This is a genomic window from Actinomadura mexicana (assembly GCF_900188105.1).
In the GTDB taxonomy this organism is placed as follows: Bacteria; Actinomycetota; Actinomycetes; order Streptosporangiales; family Streptosporangiaceae; genus Spirillospora; species Spirillospora mexicana.
The window spans coordinates 152,334-173,750 of sequence record NZ_FZNP01000001.1 but is presented as its reverse complement, the minus strand read 5'-3'; the positions used below and the strand labels follow the sequence as shown (position 1 = coordinate 173,750).

The window sequence follows — 21,417 nt, the reverse complement described above, 5'->3', positions numbered from 1 at the left end:
GCCTGATGGGCGACGCGTGCGGCCCGCCGGACCCAGACGGGACGACATGGTCGAGCCGGATCGGTGCGGCGGTCACCGGAGCGCTGGGGCTGTGGCGCCGGGCTACTGGGGAGTACGGTGTGCGGGACCCGAGGGCTGGAGGCTGGTGTGGCGTCGTTGACCGAGAAGGTGCCGGCGGGGGTGACCGGGGCCGTGCTCCGCGCCGTGTTCGCGCTGCCGGGGCCGGTGAAGCGGCTCATCGCCGGGGCGCCGGTGCGGCGGGACGGGCAGCAGCTGGCGCTGGACGCGCAGCTCCTGCTGACGATGATGCGGCTGGAGGGCGAGCGGAGGCTGGCCGGAGGCACGGTCGAGGACGCGCGGCGGGGGATCGCCCGCGGGCAGTCGTACCTGCCGAAGGTGCCGGCGCGGCCGGTCCGGACGCGGAAGGTGGACGCGGGCGGCGTGCCGGCGCGGCTCTACACGCCGAAGGGCCTGGCCGAGGGATCCCCGCTCCTCGTCTTCTACCACGGCGGCGGCTGGGTCATCGGGAGCCTCGACACGCACGACACGGTGTGCCGGTACCTCGCCGTGCACGCGGAGGTGCGGGTGCTGTCGGTGGACTACCGGCTCGCGCCCGAGCACCCGTACCCGGCGGCGACCGACGACGCGCTGGCCGCCTACGAGTACGCGGCGGCCCACGCCGGCGACCTCGGCGCCGACCCGGGGGCCGTCGCCGTCGGAGGCGACAGCGCCGGCGGCAACCTCGCGGTGGTCGTGGCGGTGCTGGCGCGGCGGACGCCGGACTTCGCGCTGCTGTACTACCCGGCGATCGACATGTCCGTCCTGCGGAGGTCGCGGGACCTGTTCGCCGACGGGTTCTACCTGACCGACGCCGACATGACGTGGTTCAGCGACCGCTACTGCCCGGAGTCGCGGCGCGCCGAGCCGGCCGCCTCGCCGCTGCTGTTCGACGATCTCTCCGGCTTCCCGCCCACCTACCTCGTCACCGCCGGGTTCGACCCGCTGCGGGACGAGGGGGAGGAGTTCGCCGAGCGGCTGCGGAAGGCCGGCGTGCCCGTCGCGCTGAGGCGGCAGGAGGACCTCATCCACGGGTTCGCGAACATGTGGTCCCTGGGCGGGCGGTTCCGGGAGGCGGCGTCCGAGGCGGCCGGGGCCCTGCGCACCGGGCTGTACGCGGGGCCCCGCGGCCGGGGCTAGAGGGGCAGGCCCGTGAGGATCATGACCTTCTCCTCGGTGTAGTCGGCGATCGCCGACCGCAGCCCCTCGCGGCCCACGCCGGAGTCCTTCACGCCGCCGTAGGGCATCTGGTCGGCGCGGTAGGACGGGACGTCGCCGATCACGACGCCGCCCACGTCCAGCTCGCGGTGGGCGCGGAACGCCACGTCCAGGCTCCGGGTGAACACGCCCGCCTGGAGGCCGAACTTGGAGTCGTTGACGAGGGCGAACGCCTCGTCGACGCCGTCCACCGGCTGGACGAACGCGACCGGGCCGAAGACCTCCTCGCGGGCGATCCTGGAGTCGGGCGGGACGTCGGCGAGGACGGTCGGCGCGTACGCGGCGCCCTCGCGGGTGCCGCCGGTGAGGACGCGCGCGCCCGCGGCGACGGCCTCCTCCACCCAGGTCTCGACGCGCTGGGCGGCCTCCTCGTTCACGAGCGGGCCGACCTGGGTCTTGTCGTCCCAGGGGTCGCCGGTGACGAGGGAGGAGACCGTGTCGACCAGCTTCGGCAGGAACTCGTCGAGGACGGTCCGGTCCACGTAGACGCGCTGGACGGCGATGCAGCTCTGCCCCGCCTGGTAGTTGGCGAACAGCCCGATCCGCTTGGCGGCCCAGTCCAGGTCGGCGTCGGGCAGCACGACGGCCGCGCCGTTGCCGCCGAGTTCGAGGGTGACGTGCTTGCGCGGCGCCCGGTCGTTGATCGCCCAGCCGACCGGCACCGAGCCGGTGAACGACACGATCGGCAGCCGCGGGTCGTCGACCAGGGCGGAGGCCCGGTCGTTCGGCACCGGCAGGACCGAGAACATCCCGGCGGGCAGGTCGGTCTCGGCCAGCAGCTCGCCGAGCAGCAGCGCCGACAGCGGCGTCGCGGGGGCGGGCTTGAGGACGATCGGCGCGCCCGCGGCGATCGCCGGCGCGATCTTGTGGGCGGCGAGGTTCAGCGGGAAGTTGAACGGCGAGATGCCGAGCACCGGGCCCTTCGGCACGCGGGTGATGTAGGCCATCCGGCCCTCGGCGGCCGGGTCGGTGTCGAGCCGCTGCGTCGTGGCGGCGATGCGGCGGGCCTCCTCGGCGGCGAACCGGAACGTGGACACCGCCCGGGTCACCTCGCCGCGCGCCCACAGCAGCGGCTTGCCGTTCTCGCCGGTGATCAGCCGGGCGACCTCCTCGGCGCGCTCGGCGAGCCGCGCCGACACGTGCGCGAGGGCCTCGGCCCGCACGTGCAGGGGCAGCGCCGCGGCCTCCCGGCGGACGGCGTCGGCCGCGGCGACCGCCTCCTCCACCTGCGCGGGCGTCGGCACCGCCGCCGTCCCGACCACGCGGCCGTCGTAGGGATGCGTAACGGTCAGCTCACCGTCACCGGTCTCGGGCCGGCCGGCCAGCCAGAATGGGGTCACGTTCATGCGTTTCACGGTATCCGCGGCGCGCGCGATTGGGAGTCGCCGCGATGTCCAATCGGTTCCTCGCCGTTGGACGTGATGGAGAGCGCGATCCACAGTTCGGCGCGGACGGCCGGATCGTCGGGGTCGCGCCCGAGGAGCTCGGCCGCCTTGCGCATCCGCGAGCGCAGCGTGTGCCGGTGGACACCGAGCGCCCGCGCCGCCGCCTCCCCCTGCCCGTTGGCCGCGACATAGGCCCGGACGGTCTCGACCAGGCCCTCCGCGCGGAGGGGGGCGAGGAGCGCGTCGGCGAAGGCGTGCGCGAGGCCGGGGTCCATCAGCCCGAGCACGCCCTGCCCGGGGAGCCGGGAGTAGTGCAGGACGTCCCGGCCCGACCGCCCGGCCGCCGCGAGGGCCTCCTCGGCCTGCCGCAGCGCGGGCCGCAGGTCCCCGGACGCGGGGTCGCTGACGCCGATCGGGCCGCTGCCCGCCAGGAGGCGCTCGACCGTCCCGACCGCCCCGTCCGGCACGATCACGGCGATGTGCCCTGCGAGGGCCAGCGCCGGGCACCGCGCCCCTGCCGCGTCGGACTCCAGCGCGTCCAGGACGGCGGCCCCGCCCGCGCAGGCCAGCACCCGCACTTGCCCGCGCGGGATCGCCGGGCCCTCGTCCGGGCGGCCGAGCAGCAGCGCCGCCAGCGATGCCCGGAGCTCGCGTCCGGTGCGCGGCGTCTCCGACTGCAGCGTCAGCAGGGCGACGGCGGCGCCCACGATTGTGTGCGCGGTGGGAGGGAGCGGCGCGTCCGCGCCCACCGCGAGGAACCCGCGCGGCCGGCCGCCCAGCCCGATGCGCTGCACGACGATGTGGTCGTCGGGGACGGCCAGCGCGACGCTCGCGGCCGGGCCGCCCCGGTCCGGGCGGCGCCGCAGCCGGGCCAGCTCGGGCGCGAGGTCCCCGGCGCGGTCGCGGGCGCGGGCGGGTTCGGCGTGCCGGACGTCGCCGGAGGCGTCCAGCAGCAGCGCCCAACCCCCGAGCAGCCGGGCCAGCCGGGCGACCAGCGCGCCGGGGCCGGTGAGCGCGGCGCGGGTCAGCTCCCGCTGGGCCTGGAACGCGCGGGTCACGTCCTCGTACCACTCGGCGGCGAGCACCCGGGAGACCGCCTTGCCGATCGCGATGAACGGGGTGGGGCGCGGTACCTCCAGCAGCACCAGCCCCTGGTCGCGGGCCGCGGCGAGCAGCTCGGCGGGGACGGTCTCGTGGATGACGCCGACCGCGAACCCGAGCCCGGCGACACCCCGCGCGACCAGCCGGGACACGTAGCCTCCGGCGTTCGCGGCGGTGAGCCGCATGCCGGTGGTCAGCACCAGCTCGCCGCCCTCCAGGAACGGGGTCGGGTCCTCCAGCTCGCTGACGGCGACCCACACGACCGGGGTCGCGGGGAGCGGTCCGGTGAGCGACCGCAGCCCGAGCTGGGGAAGGGCGGCCACGGCGGCCAGCGTGGGCGGCATGTCAATCCCTGTGCAAAGTGTCTACCTCGCCGGACGGATTTCGCCGTCCCGTACGGTTCATCGTAGGCGGCGCCCGGCTTATGTTCAGGCCATGACCAGCCAGGACCCCGCCCTCGGCGCGAGCGGCTCCCGCCTGCCGCAGGAACGCCGCCTCGTGACCGAGATCCCCGGCCCGCGCTCCCGCGCGCTGCACGAGCGCCGCCTCGCCGCGGTGCCGCCCGGCGTCGGCAGCGTCCTGCCGGTGTACGTGACGGACGCGGACGGCGGCGTGGTCGTCGACGCCGACGGCAACTCGCTGATCGACTTCGGCTCCGGCATCGCGGTCACGAACGTCGGCAACGCCAACCCTCGCGTCGCGGCACGGGTGAAGGCGCAGGCCGAGCGGTTCACCCACACCTGCTTCATGGTCGCGCCGTACGAGTCCTACGTCGCGGTGTGCGAGAACCTCAACCGGATCACGCCCGGCGACCACGAGAAGCGCACCCTGCTGGTCAACAGCGGCGCCGAGGCGGTGGAGAACGCCGTCAAGATCGCCCGGTACGCGACGGGGCGGCAGGCGGTCGTGGCGTTCGACCACGGCTACCACGGCCGGACGCTGCTGACGATGACGCTGACCGCGAAGAACATGCCCTACAAGCAGGGGTTCGGCCCGTACGCGCCCGAGGTCTACCGGATGCCGCTAGCCTACCCCTACCGGTGGCCGACCGGCCCGGACGACTGCGGGCCGGAGGCGGTGGCGCAGGTGATCGACCAGATCACCAAGCAGATCGGCCCGACGAACGTCGCGGCGCTGCTGATCGAGCCGATCCAGGGCGAGGGCGGGTTCATCGAGCCCGCGCCCGGGTTCCTGCCGGCGCTCGCCGAGTTCTGCCGCGCGAACGGCGTCCTGTTCGTCGCCGACGAGGTGCAGACGGGCTTCGCGCGGACCGGCGACCTGTTCGCCTGCGAGCACGAGGGGATCGTCCCCGACCTGGTCGCGACGGCGAAGGGCATCGCGGGCGGGCTGCCCCTTGCGGCGGTCACCGGGCGCGCCGACATCATGGACAAGGTGCACGGCGGCGGGCTCGGCGGCACCTACGGCGGCAACCCGCTCGCCTGCGAGGCGGCGCTCGCCGTCCTGGAGGAGATCGAGGACGGCAAGCTCACCGAGCGCGCCCGCCGGATCGGGGAGATCATGCTGCCCCGGCTGCGGGCCCTGGCCGCACGGCACCCGGCGATCGGGGACGTGCGCGGGCGCGGCGCGATGATCGCCATCGAGCTGGTGCGGGAGGGCACGAAGGAGCCCGACCCCGAGCTGACCGCGCGGCTGGCCCGCCGCTGCCACGAGAACGGCCTGCTCGTGCTCACGACCGGGACCTACGGGAACGTGATGCGCTTCCTGCCGCCGCTCGTCATCCCGGAGGAGCTGCTGACCGAGGGACTGGACGTCCTGGAGGCGGCCTTCGCGGGCTGACCTCGCCGGTGATCGTCAGGCGGCCGCCGCCCGCTCCGGGATCACGCCGCGCCGAGGCTCTCCCGGTACAGGTCGGCGAGGATGTCGTAGGAGCGCAGCCGGTCGGCGTGGTCGAAGACCTGCGTGATCACCATGACCTCGTCGACCCCGGTCCGGCCGACCAGATCGTCCAGCTGCTTGCGGACGGCGTCCGGCCCGCCCACGACCTGGTCGGCCAGCCGCGCGTCGATCATCTGCCGTTCCAGCGGCGTGTACGGGTGGGACGCGGCCTCCTCCGGCGTCGGCAGCAGCCCCGGACGCCCCTGCCGCAGCCGCAGGAACGACAGCGCCTGCGGCGCGGCCAGCTCGCGCGCCCGCTCATCGGTCTCGGACGCCGTCACCGACACCCCGATCATGGAGTACGGCTCGTCCAGCGCGCCGGGACGGAACGACTCCCGGTACAGGTTCAGCGCGGGCACGGTGTTCTCGGCGCTGAAGTGGTGCGCGAACGCGAACGGCAGGCCGAGGAGGCCGGCGAGCCGCGCGCTGTACCCGCTGGATCCGAGCAGCCACACCGGCGGCCCGTTCCCGGCGGCCGGAGTGACCTTGCTGTCCGCGGCGAAGTAGCCGCGCAGCTCGACGACCTGCTCGGGGAAGTCGTCGACCGACAGCGCCTCGGGGGACCGGCGCAGCGCCAGCGCGGTCGCCTGGTCGGTGCCGGGCGCGCGGCCGAGGCCGAGGTCGATGCGTCCCGGGTACAGCGCCTCCAGCGTCCCGAACTGCTCGGCGACGACCATCGGCGCGTGGTTGGGCAGCATGACCCCGCCCGACCCCACCCGGATCCGGGCGGTCGCCGCCGCGACCTGCCCGATCAGCACGGCGGTCGCCGAGCTGGCGATGCCGGGCATCGCGTGGTGCTCGGCCAGCCAGTAGCGGTGGTAGCCGAGCCGCTCGGCGTGCCGGGCCAGGTCGAGCGTGTTGCGCAGGGCCTGGCCGGACGTGGAGCCGGTGACGACGGGGGCGAGATCGAGGACGGAGAAGCGCACGGTCATACCGTGTGCCAACCCGTCCCGGGCCGGTCCTCTTCCCGCTAGCCCTTCAGCGCGGCCACGGCGGCGACGGCGACGACCGCGATCAGGATCGGGGCCGTGATGCTGAGCCACGACCAGTTCGCCAGCGTGCGGGCCCGCGCGGGGTCCTCCCCGAACCGGGTCTCGGCACGGGTGTACAGGAGGGCGCCGACCACGGTGAGCGGCAGGAACACGAACGTCGTGAGGAGGCCGAGGACGAAGGCGACGGCCTGTCCGAACCGGGTGTAGGTCCCGTCCGGGCCGATGCCGAACGCGAGTCGGGGAGCGGGCGCCGAGGCGGGGTCGGCGCCGGACACGGCTTCGGTCATGAGCGCACCGATCTTTAGGAATGTGACCTGGATCATACGCTCGGTGACCCTGCCGCGCGAGGGGGCCGGCCGCCCCTTCTCCGGCGGCCGGCCCGGGGGAACGGCTCAGCGCAGGTCGAGGCCGAGCAGAACGGGGTCGTGGTCGGAGGAGCGGAACGCGTCCGGCCGGTAGAACGCGGGCGGGTTGAACTCGGTGTTGTAGTCGAGGAACACCGGCTCGTCGCCGTTGATGTGCCAGATCGTCGCGCCGGTCACGCGCCGCGACAGCGCCCTGCCCGCGAGCGCGTGGTCCATCTCGCCCGACTGCCCGCCGAACACGTAGCTGTACCGCTGGCCCGGGCGGACGAACCGCTGCGTCTGCCCGAGGAGCCCTGCGCCGGTGAGCGCCTTCACCGGGTCCTCGGCGGTGTAGGCGTTGAGGTCGCCGACGACGAGCGGGTTCGGCACGCCCGCCGCGAGCGCGGCGACCGCCTCGGCCTGGGACACGCGGCGGGCGTTGTAGCAGCCCTGGCCGTCGCCCTGGTCCTGGTCGGGGCCGGTGGCGTCGCCGCAGCCCTTCGACTTGAGGTGGTTGACGATCATGGTGAACGCCGTTCCGCCCGCCCGGGGGCGGAACGTCTGGACCAGCGGCGGGCGGTCGAACACCGGGTCCTGCGACGAGCGCGCGCCGCCGACCGGCGTGACCTTCGACGGCCGGTAGACGAGCGCGACGTGGATCTCATCCGTCCCCGGGTAGGGGTGCCTCACCCGTCGGTCGGCTGGAAGAGGCGGCCGCCCGCGGAGACGGTGATCTGCCCGTACCGTCCGAGCTGGTAGACCTCGGTGGCGGTGAGCCGCTGGCCGAACCGCAGCAGCATGCCCTCGGCGATCTGGTGGTCGGCGGGGGTGCCGCAGGTGGGCGGCTACCGCGCGGGGCGCTCCAGGAGAGTGATCAGGCGGGCGAGGCCGTCCTCGCCGTGGCCCTCCTGCACCGCACGGTCGAGCAGGTCCCGCAGGGGGAGCAGGTACCCGGGGTCCACGCCCTGGTCGCGGCACATCTCGATCAGGCCGGGGAACGCCACCTGGCTGGTCGCGACGCTGGAGACGCTGGTGGCGAAGTCGCCCGCCTCGACGGCGCGGGCCTGGTCGGGGAGCGCGCCCAGCATCGCGGTCAGCCACGCCGTGGCCATCGGCGCGAAGTCCGTGGCCGCGACCTTCTCCGACCGGACGAGCGCGAAGGCGTGCTGGAAGCCGGCGAACAAGCCGTACATGGCGTCCAGCAGGGCCAGGTCGAACAGCGGCGCGAGACCCGGGTCGGTGCCGAGGAACTCCGGCCGTCCCAGCACCGCGAGCGTCTCGCGGTGCTCCTCGAACGCCTCCTCGTCGCCGCTGTAGAGGATCAGCGCCTCCGGCCGCCCGATCATCGGCGGGACGGCCATGATCCCGCCGTCCACGTACCGGGCGCCGAGCCCGGCGGCGCGGCCGGCCAGGGCGCGCGCCTGCCGGGGCGTCCCGTTGGTGAGCTGGACGATCGTGCGTCCGGCCGCCGCGCCGCCGGCGAGGATCTCCTCGGCGTTGGCGTACACGGACAGGCACACGACCACCAGCGGGCTCGCCGAGATCGCCGCCGCGGCGCTGTCCGCCTCCACCGCGCCCTTGGCCACGAGCGGCTCGGCCTTGGCGCGCGAACGGTTCCAGACGGTCACGGTCCGCCCGTCCTCCAGCAGTGCCTCGGCGAGCGCGCTGCCCATCAGCCCCAGCCCGAGCACGGTCACGGAAGTCGTCGTCATGTCGATCCTCTCCTTCGTGGGGCTCCAGCCTGCGGCGGGCGGGTTCGGGAAAGGTTCGGGCCGCATTACGGTGGGTGCATGCGCTTCGGGGTCCTCGGTCCGATGGAGGTGCGGACCGGGGACGGTCGCCCGGTCCCGGTCCCGGACCGGAAGGTGCGGACGCTGCTGGCCGGTCTCCTCGCGCACGCCGGACGCGCCGTCCCCGCCGACCGGCTCATCGACGACCTGTGGGGCGACGCGCTGCCCGCCGATCCGCCGGCGACGCTGCGGGCGCGCGTCTCCCAGCTGCGCCGGACGCTGGAGGACGCCGAACCGGGCGCCCGGGCACTGGTCGAGACCCGCCCGCCCGGCTACCGGCTGGCAGCGCGGACCGACGCGCTCGACTTCGCGGACCTCGCCGGGCGGGCGGCGGACGAACCCGACCCGGCCGCCCGCGCCGCGCGGTTCGGCGAAGCGCTGGCGCTCTGGCGCGGCCCCGCGTTCGCCGACTTCGCCGACGCGCCGTTCGCCGCCCCCGAGATCGCCCGTTTGGACGAACTGCGCCTCGCGGCCCTGGAGGGGCGCGCCGAGGCCCGCCTTGAGCTGGGCGAGGACGCGGCGCTGGCGGCCGAGCTGCGCGGACTGGTGCGGGAACACCCGTTCCGGGAGCGGCTGCGCGCGGCGCACATGCGGGCCCTCTACCGCGCGGGCCGTCCCGCCGAGGCCCTCGCGGCCTACGACGACCTGCGCGTCCGGCTGCGCGACGACCTTGGCCTGGACCCCTCGCCCGCGCTGGCGGCCCTGCACGCGTCCATGCTCCGCGGCGACCCGTCGGTCGATGGAGCGCGGCGCGGCAACCTGCCGGCCGACGTGGCGCCCCTCATCGGCCGGGACGCGGCCGTCCGGGAGCTGACCGCGCTGCTGGAGGAGTCGCGGCTCGTGACGCTGCACGGGATGGGCGGGGTGGGCAAGACCCGGCTCGCGGTGGCGGTCGCGCGCGCCCTGCGCGACCCGGGCGAGGTGTGGCTCGTGCGGCTCGACGAGGGGCTGGAGGCGGGCGCGTCCGCCGACGACGCGGCGTCGTTCACCGCCGGGGTGCTCGGGCTCCGCGACGACGCGGGCTCCGGCGGCGGACCGGTCGCGCGGCTGGGCGAGGCGCTGGGCGGCAGGCGGGCGCTGCTGGTTCTCGACAACTGCGAGCACGTGGCCGAACCGGTGGCGCGGCTGGCGGCGGCGCTGCTGCGGGACGTCGCGGACCTGCGGATCCTCGCCACGAGCCGGGAGCCGCTCGCGATCTCGGGGGAGCGGCTGTGGACCGTCCCGCCGCTGGAGGCCGCGGCCGCCGCCGCCCTGCTCGCCGCGCGGGCGGGCATCGCGCCCGGACCCGGGAACGCCGAGCCGATCGCCGCGATCTGCGACCGGCTCGACGGCGTCCCACTGGCACTGGAACTGGCGGCGACGCGGGTCCGGGCGCTCGGCCTCGCCGGCCTGGCCGAGCGGCTGGACGACCGCTTCCGGCTGCTGTCGTCCGGCGCGCGGGACGCCCCGCCCCGGCAGCGGACGCTCCGCGCCCTGGTCGACTGGAGCTGGGAGCCCCTGGACGAGCGCCGGCGGGCGGTGCTGCGGCGGCTGGCGGTCCACGCGGGCGGCTGCACCCTCGACGCGGCCGAGGCGGTCTGCGGCGCCGACGTCGAGACGCTCGCGGGCCTCGTCGACCGGTCGCTCGTCGTGGCCGGGGAGGGGCCGCGGTACCGGCTCCTCGAAACGGTCGCCGCGTACGGCGCCGAGCGGCTCCGGGAGGCGGGCGAGGACGAGCGGGTGCGCCGCCGCCATGCCAGGTACTACATCCGCCTGGCCGAACGCGCCGACCTGCGCGGTCCGGGGCAGCGCGACGCCCTGCGGCGGCTGCGCGCGGAGACCGGCAACCTGCGGGCCGCTCTGGACGGCGCCGTCCGGGCCGGGGACGCCGGCCTCGCGCTGCGGCTGGTCAACGCGATGGGCTGGGCCTGGTTCCTGTGGGGTCGCGCCGGCGAGGCGCGCCGGGCGTTCGAGCGGGCGCTCGCCGTGCCGGGCGCGGCGGACCCGGCGTCCGCGGCGCGGGCGCGGACCTGGCGCACCGGGTTCGCCATGCTGGACGGCGACGGCGCGGACCGCGACGAGCGCGTCCGCGAGGCCCTCGCCGCCGACGGCGACCCGTGGGCGCACTGGTTCCTCGGATTCGTCCGGGGAGGGTTCGGGGACCTGGGGCCGATCGACGAGCTCACGGCCCGCGCGCTCGACGGGTTCCGCGCCCGCGCAGACGGCTGGGGCGAGGCGGCGGCGCTCGCCGTGCGGGCCGGGCAGGCGCTGTCGGGCGGTGACCTCGCCCGGGCCCGGCGCGACGGCGAGCGGGCCCTGCGGCTGTTCGGCGCGGCGGGCGACCGGTGGGGACGGCTCCAGGCCACCGAGACGCTCGGCCTGCTCGCGGAGGTGACCGGCGACTACGCCCGCGCGCGGGACCTCCACGAGCGCGGACTGCGCGACGCCGAGGAGCTCGGGCTCTGGGCGGAGGCGTCCGGCCGGCTGGCCCGCCTCGGCCGCGTCGCCCTGCTCGAAGGCGACCTCGACGGCGCCGACGACCTGCACGAGCGCGGCCGCCGGCTGGCCGTCCGCCAGTCGCACCGCCGGATGGAGCACTTCGCCGAGATCGGCCTCGCCCTCGCGGCGCGCAGGCGCGGGCGCCTGGGCGAGGCCGAGGCGATCCTGCGCCGCTGGCTCGGCTGGTGCCGCGACGTCGACGGCGCGCCCGGCCTGGCCTTCCTCCTGGCCGAGCTGGGGTTCATCGCCGAACTGCGGGGCGACGCCGGACGGGCGCTCGACCTGCACACCGAGGGCCTGGCGGCGGCCCGCGCCACCGGCCACCCCCGCGCGGTCGCGCTCGCGCAGGAGGGCATGGCCGGTGCGCTCTCCCTCGCCGGCCGCCGCGCGGAGGCCGCGCGGGCGCTGGCCGCCGCGTCGCGGGCCCGGGCGGCCGCCGGCGCGCCGCTGCCCGCGGCGGAGCGCGGCGACGTCGACCGGATCGCGGCCCGCCTCGGTTAGGAGCGGCGGGAGCCGGGGCGGCGGGAGAACGCCAGGGGGAGGGCCAGGACCATCACGGCGGCCGTCAGGGCGAAGGCGGCCGGGTAGCCGGTCGCCGCGGCGGCGAGGCCGAACGCGGCGCCGCCGACGCCCATACCGCCGTCGTAGCCGATGTTCCACAGTGCGCTGACCGTGCCGTAGCCGGACGCGGGCGCCCGCTCGAACATCATGGCCATGCTCGCGTTCTGCGTGACGCCGAAGCCCGCGCCGAACACCACCATGGCGGCGAGGACGGCGACCGTGTTCGGCGCCAGGGTCAGCAGGGCGATGCCGGACGCGGAGACGGCCAGGGCGGGCAGGAGGAGCCGCGCGGCGCCGTGCCGGTCCCCGATCCGCCCCGCCCACCAGCGGGAGAGCGTGGCGGCCGCCGGCTGGACGAACAGCGCCGCCGCCGCGACCCCGCCGGGGACGGCGTCGGGCAGGAACGTGACCAGGATGCCCGCCGCCATCGCGGTCGACGCGAACGCGACGGCCGGACGCACCAGCGCCGCCGACCGCAGTCCCGCGACGATGCCGAAGGGCCGCTCAGGGGCCGGTGCCGGGGAGGTCGGGCCGGTGATCCTGCGCGGCAGGCCGGGCAGCGCCGCCAGCGCGGCCAGCGAGGCCACCGAGCCCGCGACGAACACCGGCGTGTAGCCGACCTCGCCCGCCAGCCACACCCCGAGCGGCAGCGCGAGCAGCGACGGGACCCCGGCCACGACCCCGAACAGCCCGATCCCCTCGCCGCGCCGCTCCGCCGGGAGGAGCGCCCCGACCAGCGCGCCCGTCACCACCACGGCCACCGCGAAGCCGAGGCCGCGCACCAGGCTCACCGCGGTGATCGTCGCCATGGACGAGGAGAACGGCAGCGCGAGCGAGGGCGCCCCGAGCAGCACGATCCCCGCCGTGAACACCCGCCGGTGCCCGAACCGGTCGAGCAGCCGGGGCAGCGAGAGCTCGGCGAGCACCGTCGTCAGCATCAGCGCGCCCGTGGTGGCGCCCGCCCCGACACCGCCCGCGCCACCGTCCACCGCGTACATCGGTACGACCGAGAACAGCAGGAAGAATCCCGTCAGCGTGGTGAAGGCGGCCGCGAACACCAGCACCAGGTGCCGCCCGACCAGCGGCGGCCGCGCGGTCCGGACGGTGCTCGGACACGGCAGTGTCTCCTGTGTCTCGCTCATGGGCATGACCGTAAGGGAGCATCCGGCCTCGTATATGGTCCAATTCCATGGCGATCGAGTGGGCCGGTTCGACACCGGAGCTGCTGCTGGCCCTGGACCGGGACGCGACCGGGACGCTGCGCTCGCAGCTGGAGACCGCGCTGCGCGACGCGATCTGCACCGGACGGCTGAAGGCGGGGGAGCGGCTGCCGTCCTCCCGCGAGCTGGCCCGCCAGCTCGGCGTCTCCCGCGGTCTCGTCCAGGAGTGCTACGGCCAGCTCAGCGCCGAGGGATACCTGTTCGCGCGGACGGGGTCGGCCACCCGCGTGGCGTCCGTCCGCGCCGTCGAGGGCGAACCGGCGCCCGCAGCGCGGCCGGACGCGTCCCGGCTCAGCGTCGACTTCGCCGCCGGCGTGCCCGACCTGGCGTCCTTCCCGCGCGGCGACTGGTCGTGGGCGCAGCGGGAGGTCGCCCGGACGGTGCGGAACGAGGCGCTCGGCTACGGTGACCCGCGCGGCAGCGACGTCCTGCGGGACGTCCTCGCCGGTCACCTGCGGCGGGTGCGCGCGGCGGTCGCCGAGGCCGAGGACATCGTCGTCTGCGGCGGCTTCGCCCAGGGGCTCGGCATCGTGCTGCACGTCCTGGCCCGCCGGGGCGTCCGCCGCGTGGCGTTCGAGGATCCCGGCCACGGCGACGGCGCGACCATGGCCGCCGCGGGGCGCGCCGGGATCGAGGCGGTGCCCGTCCCGGTGGACGACCTCGGGCTGGACGTGGACGCGCTCGACGCGAGCGGCGCCCGCGCGGTCGTCGTCACCCCGGCGCACCAGTGGCCGACCGGCGTCGTGCTGGCCCCCGAGCGGCGCCGCGCCCTCGCCGACTGGGCGTGCGAGCGGGACGGGGTCGTCGTCGAGGACGACTACGACGCCGAGTTCCGCTACGACCGGGAGCCCGTCGGGTCGGTGCAGGGGCTCGCGCCCGGCCGCGTCATCGGCCTCGGGACGGTCAGCAAGTCGCTGGCCCCGGCCGTCCGGCTCGGCTGGATCCTGTGCCCGCCCGCGCTGACCCGGCCGGTGGCGGAGGAGAAGCGGCTCGCCGACCGCGGCTCGCCCGTCCTCGACCAGCTCGCGCTCGCCGCGCTCATCGAGTCCGGCCGCTACGGGCGGCACCTGCGCCGGATGCGTCCCGTCTACGCCGAGCGCCGCGCGGCGCTCGTGGCGGCCCTCGCCGAGCACGCGCCCGCCGTCCGGCTGACCGGGCTGGCCGCGGGTTTCCACGCCGTCGCGCACCTGCCCGCCGGGACCGACGAGCGGCACGTCGTCGCCGAGGCGCGCAGGCGGTCGGTCGGCCTGTACGGGATGAGCACCTACCGGGCGTCCGGCGCGGCCGATCCGCCGCGGCTCGTCCTCGGCTTCGGCGACCTCACCGAGACCGCGATCCGGGACGGGATCCGGAAGGTGGCCGACCTCCTCAGATCTTGAGTTGAGTGCTAATAACGGCGTCCCGGCATGTGACAGGACTTCATTCCGCGCGCCGCTCCGGGTGGGAGACAGTCGTCAGCATTCGGTTTCCAGTCCACCCCTGGAGCGAGAATGCGCTTCCGCTGCCTGCTCACCACCGCGGCGCTCGGCGCGGCGCTCGCCGTGCCCGTCGCCGCGCCCCCGGCCGCCGCCGCGCCCTCCGGCTGCGACGCCACCGACGCGGAGATCTACGCGGCGCCGCCCGCGGCGGTCACGGGGAGCCCGGGGGACCTGCTCGCCTGCCGCCCGGCGAAGCTGACGAACATCCCCGGCGACGTCCCGATGAAGGCGTGGAAGGTCCGGTACGTCTCGACCGACGCCAAGGGCGCCCGGAGCGTGGTGACCGGGGCGGTCGCCGTCCCGGACGCGGCCTGGACGAAGGGCGGGTCCCGCCCGACCGTCGCGTTCAACCCCGGCACGCTCGGCTCCGGCGGTCGGTGCGCCTTCTCCAAGCAGCTCGCCGGCGAGTACGTCGACATGTACGAGGGCGCGAACCTGACGCTGTTCCTGAAGGCGGGCTTCGCGGTCGCCGCCACCGACGGCGCCGGGTACCTCGACGGGCGGGTCCACACCTACATGGTCGGCGCGAACGCCGGGCACGCGCTGCTCGACGCCGTCCGGACGTCGCGCCGCATCCCCGGCGGGACGCTCGCCGCGGACGGCGCGGTCGGCATCTCCGGCTACTCCGAGGGCGGCGCGGCCGCGCTGTGGGGCGCGCAGCTCGCCTCGTCCTACGCGCCGGAGCTGAAGGTCGTCGGCGCGGCGGCGGGCGGCGTGCCCGGCGACCTGAAGCTGACGGCCGGGCAGCTCAACGGCAGCCTGTTCGCGGGCTTCCTCGCCGACGCGCTCGTCGGCCTGCACGCCGCCCACCCGGAGATGCCCTTCGACGAGCTGATGAACGACCGGGGCGCACAGGCGATCAAGGACGTCGGGTCCAACTGCCTGTACGGGACGCTCGCGGTCTTCCTCGGCGCGAGGGTCGAGAGCTTCTCCAAGGACGGCCTGTCGCTGGAGCAGATCTACGCCCTGCCGGGCCCCGGCGGCGTCACCTGGGGAGACGTCGTCGACCGGCAGAAGCTCGGAGTCGGCATCGGCGCCCCGTCCTCCGGCGCCGCGTACGAGATCGGCTTCCCGGTGTTCCAGTACCGCGGCTGGCTGGAGGAGATCATCCCGCACGAGACCGAGGACGCCACCCGCCAGGCCTACTGCAAGGCCGGCATCACCACGACGTGGAAGAACACCTACCCGGCGGAGCACCTGTCCACCGACTGGGGAGCCGCCGGGGACGTGACGAACTTCCTCGGCGACCGCTTCGAGGGCAAGCCCGCCCAGGGCAACTGCTGACCGCACTGCCGAGACCCACCCAGGAATTCGAGACCAAGGGAGTCGTGAACATGACAGCGGGCGTCGCCGACGTCGGCAGCCGCACCCCGCAGCCGGACATCTCCGGCACCGTCCCGTTCCCCGAGCGCGTCGCGGTCGTGGTGTTCGTGGTCGGGCCCGTCATCGGGCTGCTGGGCGCCGTCCCCTTCCTGTGGGGCTGGGGCATCGGCTGGACCGACGTGGCCATCTTCGCGTTCCTGTATCCGCTGAACGCGATCGGGATCACGGTCGGCTACCACCGGCACTTCACCCACGGCGGCTTCAAGGCCAAACGGTGGCTGCGGATCGCCCTCGCGATCCTCGGCGGGCAGGCCATGCACGGCTCGGTGGTCCGCTGGGTCGCCGACCACCGCCGCCACCACAAGTACGCCGACCAGGAGGGCGACCCCCACTCGCCCTGGGCCTACGGGCCCGGCGTGTGGGGGCTCACCAAGGGGCTCTACCACGCGCACATGGGCTGGCTGTTCGGCAAGGAGCGCACGTCCCGCAGCAAGTACGCGCCCGACCTGCTGAGGGACAAGGACATCCGGTTCCTGTCCCTGGACCCCGTGTACGCCGTGATCGTGCTGTCGACCTTCCTCGTCCCGATGGGGCTGGGCGCGCTGCTCACCTGGTCGTGGCACGGCGCCGTCACGGCGCTGTTCTGGGGTGGGGTGATGCGCGTCTTCATCGGCGACCACATCACGTTCTCGATCAACTCGATCTGCCACGTGTTCGGCAAGGAGGACTTCAAGACGCGCGACCGGGCCCGCAACGTGTGGTGGCTGGCGATCCCGTCGTTCGGCGAGTCCTGGCACAACCTGCACCACGCCGACCCGACCTGCGCGCGGCACGGCGTCCTCAAGGGCCAGATCGACATCAGCGCCCGCGTCATCTGGGTCTTCGAGAGGCTCGGCTGGGTCTGGGACGTCCGCTGGCCCGACCACGAGCGCCTCGCCGCCCGCCGCGTGACCGCCCCCAGCCCCGGAGAGCGAGCATGACCGACCTCCTCCCGCTCGACCGCACGCCGCTGATCGAGCGGCTCGCCCGGTTCGCCAAGGACTTCCCCGGCGACCGCGCCTACACGTTCATGGACTACGTGACGGACCCGGACGGCGTCGCCACCAACGTCACCTGGGGTGAGCTGGACCGGCGCGCCCGCAGCATCGCCGCCGCCATCCGCCGGGCCACCGAGCCCGGACGGCGGGTCGCGCTGCTCGCCCCGCAGGACCTGCACTACGTCACCGCGTTCCTCGGCGCCATGTACGCCCGCGTCATCGGCGTCCCGCTGTTCTCCCCGGACCTGCCGGGCCACGGCGACCGGCTCCTCGCCGTCTACCAGGACGCCGAACCCGACGTCGTGATCACCACGAGCGCGGCGCTGCCGCACGTCCGCTCGTTCCTGGCGGGCGGCTCCGTCCGGGAGCCCGCCGAGATCATCGTGGCGGACGAGGTGGACGCGGCGCTCGGCTGGACGCCCGAGCCGATCGACCCCGGCGACGTCGCCTACCTGCAGTACACCTCCGGCTCGACCCGCACCCCCGCCGGCGTCATCATCACGCACGGTAACTTCGCGACGAACGCCGAGCAGCTGTGGCGGACGTTCGAGGGCATCCCGCGCGTGTCGTCCGGCGTGAACTGGCTGCCCGTCTTCCACGACATGGGCCTGGTCACCACCGTCGCGCTGCCGCTGGTGTACGGCAACCCGGGCGTGATCATGGATCCGGTGGCGTTCGTGATGCGCCCCGTCCGCTGGCTGGAGCTGCTCAGCGCGCAGGAGCACGCGTTCACCGGCGGCCCCAACTTCGCCTACGAGTACCTCACCGCGCAGGTCACCGAGGAGGAGAAGGCGAAGCTCGACCTCAGCGGCGTGCAGGTCTTCATGAACGGCGCGGAGCCGATCCGGGAGAGCACGCTCACCGGCTTCCACGAGGCGTTCAAGGACTGCGGGCTGCGGCCCGAGGCGCAGGTGTGCGCCTACGGGCTGGCCGAGGCGACCGTCTACGTGTCGGCGTCGTCCCGGTTCCGGGAGCCGACCCGCGTCGCGTTCGACCACGAGAAGCTGCGCCGGGGCACCGCCGAACCGTGCGACGCCGGCGCGCCCGGCGCGATCCGGCTGATCGCCTGCGGGACGTCCTACGGCCAGCACGTCGCCATCGCCGACCCCGAGACCGGCGTGCGGCTCGCGGACGGCGCCGTCGGGGAGATCTGGGTGCACGGCCCGAACGTCGCGGCCGGCTACTGGGGACGTCCCGAGGCCACCAGGGAGACGTTCGAGGCGAGGCTGGCGGACCCCGGCGACCTGCCGCGCTCCCCGTGGCTGCGCACCGGGGACCTCGGCGTCCTGCACGGCGGGGAGCTGTTCGTCACCGGCCGGATCAAGGACCTGGTCATCGTGGACGGGCGCAACCACTACCCGCAGGACATCGAGTTCACCGTCTCCGGCGCGCACAAGGCGGTCCGCCGCGAGTACGCCTGCGCGGTGGCGGTCGACACCGCCGACACCGAGGGCCTGGTCGTGGTCGCCGAGCGGAACCGCCGGGTGCCGATCGCGCTGCTCGACCAGGAGGAGGTGGCGCGGGCGGTGCGGACGGCCGTGAAGCAGCAGCACGACCTGCGCGTGCACGACTTCGTGCTGATCGAGCCCGGGGGCCTGCCGCGCACCAGCAGCGGGAAGATCGCCCGGTCCGCGTGCCGGCGGGCCTACCTCGACGGAAGGCTGCCGGTCGCGGAGGCGGCGCCCCGGACCGCGTGAGCCGGGACCGCGCTCCTCACGCGTGCTCCCCGTCGGCGCCGTCGCGCAGCCAGACGGGGAGCAGCAGCATCAGCTCCAGCCGGATCGCCGGGTCCTCGATGTCGTAGTCGAATATCTCGTGCAGCTGCGCCAGCCGGTACCGGACGGTCTGCGGATGCACGCACAGCGCCTCCGCCGCGTCCGTCGCGTTGAAGCCGTGCCTGAGGCACTCCAGCAGTGTCGCCGCCAGCCGGGCGCCGCGGTGCGGGCCGAGCGCGGTGAGCGGGGCCAGCCGGCGCCGCGCCGCCGCCTCGGCGAGCGTCCAGCCCTCCTCCAGCAGCAGGTCGGGCACGTACCGGTCGGCGTGGACGAGTGCGCCGGGGCCCTGCCGGGCGAGCCGGCCGGCCGCCATCGAGTCGAGCGTCCGGTGCGCCCAGCGCAGCGAGATCCCGGCCCGGTCCAGCGGTACGGAGGGCCCGACCGCGCCCGCCCAGCCGCCGAGGGTGGCGGTCAGCCGGTCGGGGCCGCCGGGGCGGTCCGGGTCGGGCATCACCAGGCACGGCCGCCCGCGGTCGAGGCCGCTCAGCAGGGACGGCGGCAGCCCGGCGGGCCCCTCCCCGCCGCTGCCGGGCCGCGGCTCCAGCACGATCACCGCCAGCCGATCGGGCAGCGGCCACCCGGCGAGGTCGGCCTGCTCGGCGACGACGTCCCGCGGCGCCGCCGGGTCGGACAGCAGCAGGCTCATCAGCCGGCCGCGGCGCTGCTCCCGCTCGCCCGCGGCCTTCTCCCGCGCCCGCGCGTACCCCTGCGCGGCGGCGGACGCCAGGAGATCCAGGTACGCGAAGTTCGCCTCGGTGAGCGCGATCGCCAGGGCGCGGGGCTTCTTCAGCCGGTCGGCCTCCCTCGACAGGTAGCGCCACGCGGTCCTGGACGCGACGCGCATCGCGTTCTGCAGGTGCTCCAGCCCGCGCCCCTCGACCGCCTCCCCGTACCCGATGTCGAAGTAGACCTGGTGCACCTCCTGCCAGGAGGCGTCGGGGTCGGCGATCATCTGCACGAAGTGCCCCATGCCCTGCGCCGTCGCGAGCCGCATCACCTCGGTGTAGACGGGGTCGTCGGGGCGCGCGTACTCGGGGACGTGCCGCAGCACGCCCTCCACCATGGAGTCGACTAGCGCCGTAAGGTGCGGGCGCATCCACTGCGCCTCTTCCCGCGGTACGTCCCGCCAGGGTTCTACTGACAGATCGTCGGCCCGGGCGGACCTCTCGTACAGCTCCGTCAAAGTGTCACCTCCGTCAGCGGACACTCGGCCCGCCAGGCTAGGTGGCGTACGTCACACAAGACACTCACATCGGTGACAACGCCTCCCGATTCCTTGTCACGCCCGGCGGATGCGCCTGGTCGCGCCGGCCAAGGAATGGCCCTCATCCCGCCGCGAGGGTCAGCAGGACGACCGCCGCGGCGGCGCCTGCCAGGCCCGCGGCCTGCGCCCGCGACAGGCGCTCGCGCAGCGCCGTGACGCCGAGCAGCACCGGGACCACCGGATAGAGCGAGGACAGCACGACCGCGATGACGACGAGCTGCTGCCGGGTCGCCAGGAGGTAGCAGACGAGCGCCGCCGCCGCGAGGCCGCCGTTCAGCGCCGACCAGAGCCGCACCGTCCCGCCCGGGAGGCGCCGCCCGCGCGAGCACATCATCGGGGCGATCGCGCAGACGGCCGCGACGCGTCCCGCCGCGACGGGCCAGATCCCGGAGTCGTCGCCCGCCTGGGCGAGGGCCAGGTACTGGACGCCGATCCCGGCGCCCGCGGCGAGCCCGTTCGTGAGGGCCGCGCGGCCCCGGCCCCCCTCGTCCGACCGGGAACGGGACACCAGCCACAGCGCGGGCACCACGATGGCGATCCCGGGCCAGGCGGCCGCGGTGGGGCGGTCGCCGAGGAACGCGACGCCGACGACCACCGGCAGGGCCACCCCGCCTACAGCGCTCACCGGGACGACGATGCTCAGGTTCCCCTTGCTCATCCCCCGGTACAGGAAGACCATCGCGAGGCCCGTCCCGGCGCCCGAGAGCGCGCCCCACGCCAGGTCCCCGGCGGCCACGGCGGGGGCGGGCACGGCCAGCGCGGCGGCGACCGCGAACGCGAGCCCGCCGACCTGGCCGAGCAGCGCGACGGCGGCGGAGTCGGCGCGCCGCGACAGCAGCCCGCCCCAGACGTCGGCGACGCCGTAGAGCAGGGCCGAGGCGAGGGCCAGGGGGACGCCCGTCATGCGCGTCCCGCGTCGCGTTCGGCCTGGCCGACCGGGCAGACGCCGCCGCTCGTGCAGCACCTCCGGTCGCAGAGGCGGCAGATGACGTCGGAGTCGCCGATCTCCTCGTAGAGGCGGGCCAGGAGCTTGGACAGCAGCCCGGTGAGCGCCTCGCGCTCGCCGTCGTCCAGGACGGCCAGCACCCTGGCCAGCGGCGCGTCCCGCGCGGCCAGCATCCCGCGCACCGCCTCCTGGCCTTGCGGCGTCAGGAGGACCTGGACGGCGCGCCCGTCGCCGGGCCGGCGCCGGACCAGGCCGGCGGCCTGGAGCCCGTCCACCATGCGCGCGGCGGCGGACTGGGTCAGCCCGACGCGGCGTCCGAGCTCGGTGACGCCGAGGCCGGGCGCGTGGGACAGGACGACCAGCGCCGCCGCGCCGCTCGCGCTCACCCGCCCCGCGTCCGTGGCCCCGGCCAGCACCAGGTCGGTCACCGCCAGCGAGGCGGCGCCCAGCAGGTTCGCCACTTTGTCATGCATGAGTCATGCATGATAGCAGTGAGGGGCGGGCGCGTCCTCCTCCGCGACGGCGCCGTTGGCGTGCGATGCTGGCGGGGTA

17 protein-coding genes are annotated in these 21,417 nt (G+C 75.4%); 7 read left to right on the top strand and 10 right to left on the bottom strand.

The window, feature by feature from the left end; all coding sequences use genetic code 11:
* Window positions 1-147 precede the first annotated feature (147 nt).
* Window positions 148-1,197, top strand: a complete 1,050-nt coding sequence (locus tag CHC11_RS00740; protein ID WP_089309595.1) for an alpha/beta hydrolase — start codon at window positions 148-150, stop codon at window positions 1,195-1,197.
* On the opposite strand, the gene CHC11_RS00735 is transcribed toward CHC11_RS00740, so the two are convergent.
* Both CHC11_RS00735 and CHC11_RS00730 read right to left on the bottom strand, forming a co-directional pair.
* Entirely contained in the window at window positions 1,194-2,621 is a 1,428-nt protein-coding gene (locus tag CHC11_RS00735) for an aldehyde dehydrogenase family protein (RefSeq protein WP_089309594.1), read from the bottom strand. The two genes, CHC11_RS00740 and CHC11_RS00735, sit on opposite strands and share 4 nt — an antisense overlap.
* Before the next feature lie 5 nt (window positions 2,622-2,626).
* Entirely contained in the window at window positions 2,627-4,105 is a 1,479-nt protein-coding gene (locus CHC11_RS00730) for a PucR family transcriptional regulator (protein ID WP_089309593.1), read from the bottom strand.
* Between the two features lie 91 nt (window positions 4,106-4,196).
* Here CHC11_RS00730 and gabT point away from each other — a divergent pair, with 91 nt between their 5' ends.
* Window positions 4,197-5,558, top strand: coding sequence for a 4-aminobutyrate--2-oxoglutarate transaminase (gene gabT, locus CHC11_RS00725; RefSeq protein ID WP_089309592.1), 1,362 nt, complete (start codon window positions 4,197-4,199; stop codon window positions 5,556-5,558).
* Window positions 5,559-5,599: 41 nt separating this feature from the next.
* Here gabT and CHC11_RS00720 read toward each other — a convergent pair whose 3' ends face one another.
* The 4 genes from CHC11_RS00720 to CHC11_RS00705 form a co-directional block, all read right to left on the bottom strand.
* Window positions 5,600-6,589 (bottom strand): LLM class flavin-dependent oxidoreductase, encoded by a 990-nt coding sequence (locus CHC11_RS00720; RefSeq protein WP_089309591.1) that lies wholly within the window; start codon window positions 6,587-6,589, stop codon window positions 5,600-5,602.
* A gap of 38 nt (window positions 6,590-6,627) precedes the next feature.
* Window positions 6,628-6,936, bottom strand: a complete 309-nt coding sequence (locus CHC11_RS00715; RefSeq protein ID WP_089309590.1) for a hypothetical protein — start codon at window positions 6,934-6,936, stop codon at window positions 6,628-6,630.
* Between the two features lie 105 nt (window positions 6,937-7,041).
* Window positions 7,042-7,683, bottom strand: coding sequence for a hypothetical protein (locus CHC11_RS00710; protein WP_179278621.1), 642 nt, complete (start codon window positions 7,681-7,683; stop codon window positions 7,042-7,044).
* A 155-nt stretch (window positions 7,684-7,838) separates the two neighbouring features.
* Complete coding sequence (locus CHC11_RS00705) at window positions 7,839-8,705, bottom strand: NAD(P)-dependent oxidoreductase (RefSeq protein WP_089309589.1); 867 nt, start codon at window positions 8,703-8,705, stop codon at window positions 7,839-7,841.
* Between the two features lie 78 nt (window positions 8,706-8,783).
* Between CHC11_RS00705 and CHC11_RS43240 the strand changes: the two genes are divergently transcribed.
* Window positions 8,784-11,762, top strand: coding sequence for an ATP-binding protein (locus CHC11_RS43240; RefSeq protein ID WP_089309588.1), 2,979 nt, complete (start codon window positions 8,784-8,786; stop codon window positions 11,760-11,762).
* Here CHC11_RS43240 and CHC11_RS00695 read toward each other — a convergent pair.
* The gene (locus CHC11_RS00695; protein ID WP_089309587.1) at window positions 11,759-12,964 is read right to left on the bottom strand and encodes an MFS transporter; all 1,206 of its coding nucleotides are present in this window, start codon (window positions 12,962-12,964) and stop codon (window positions 11,759-11,761) included. The two genes, CHC11_RS43240 and CHC11_RS00695, sit on opposite strands and share 4 nt — an antisense overlap.
* Window positions 12,965-13,011: 47 nt before the next feature.
* On the opposite strand from CHC11_RS00695, the gene pdxR reads away from it, so the two are divergent.
* The 4 genes from pdxR to CHC11_RS00675 all read left to right on the top strand — a co-directional run bounded on the left by pdxR (window position 13,012) and on the right by CHC11_RS00675 (window position 18,577).
* Window positions 13,012-14,421 (top strand): MocR-like pyridoxine biosynthesis transcription factor PdxR, encoded by a 1,410-nt coding sequence (gene pdxR, locus CHC11_RS00690; RefSeq protein WP_089309586.1) that lies wholly within the window; start codon window positions 13,012-13,014, stop codon window positions 14,419-14,421.
* A gap of 111 nt (window positions 14,422-14,532) precedes the next feature.
* Complete coding sequence (locus CHC11_RS00685) at window positions 14,533-15,804, top strand: lipase family protein (RefSeq protein ID WP_089309585.1); 1,272 nt, start codon at window positions 14,533-14,535, stop codon at window positions 15,802-15,804.
* 50 nt (window positions 15,805-15,854) lie between these two features.
* Entirely contained in the window at window positions 15,855-16,823 is a 969-nt protein-coding gene (locus CHC11_RS00680) for an acyl-CoA desaturase (RefSeq protein ID WP_089309584.1), read from the top strand.
* Window positions 16,820-18,577 (top strand): fatty acyl-AMP ligase, encoded by a 1,758-nt coding sequence (locus CHC11_RS00675; protein WP_089309583.1) that lies wholly within the window; start codon window positions 16,820-16,822, stop codon window positions 18,575-18,577. Before CHC11_RS00680 ends, CHC11_RS00675 begins: the two co-directional genes overlap by 4 nt.
* Window positions 18,578-18,593: 16 nt before the next feature.
* Here the strand turns inward: CHC11_RS00675 and CHC11_RS00670 are convergent, their stop codons facing one another.
* The 3 genes from CHC11_RS00670 to CHC11_RS00660 all read right to left on the bottom strand — a co-directional run bounded on the left by CHC11_RS00670 (window position 18,594) and on the right by CHC11_RS00660 (window position 21,338).
* Window positions 18,594-19,838, bottom strand: coding sequence for a PucR family transcriptional regulator (locus CHC11_RS00670; RefSeq protein WP_483860519.1), 1,245 nt, complete (start codon window positions 19,836-19,838; stop codon window positions 18,594-18,596).
* 142 nt (window positions 19,839-19,980) lie between these two features.
* Entirely contained in the window at window positions 19,981-20,823 is an 843-nt protein-coding gene (locus tag CHC11_RS00665) for an EamA family transporter (RefSeq protein WP_089309581.1), read from the bottom strand.
* A complete protein-coding gene (locus CHC11_RS00660) occupies window positions 20,820-21,338 on the bottom strand; it encodes a MarR family winged helix-turn-helix transcriptional regulator (RefSeq protein ID WP_089309580.1) in 519 nt (172 codons plus the stop codon). The genes CHC11_RS00665 and CHC11_RS00660 overlap by 4 nt, the downstream gene beginning before the upstream one ends.
* Window positions 21,339-21,417 lie beyond the last annotated feature (79 nt).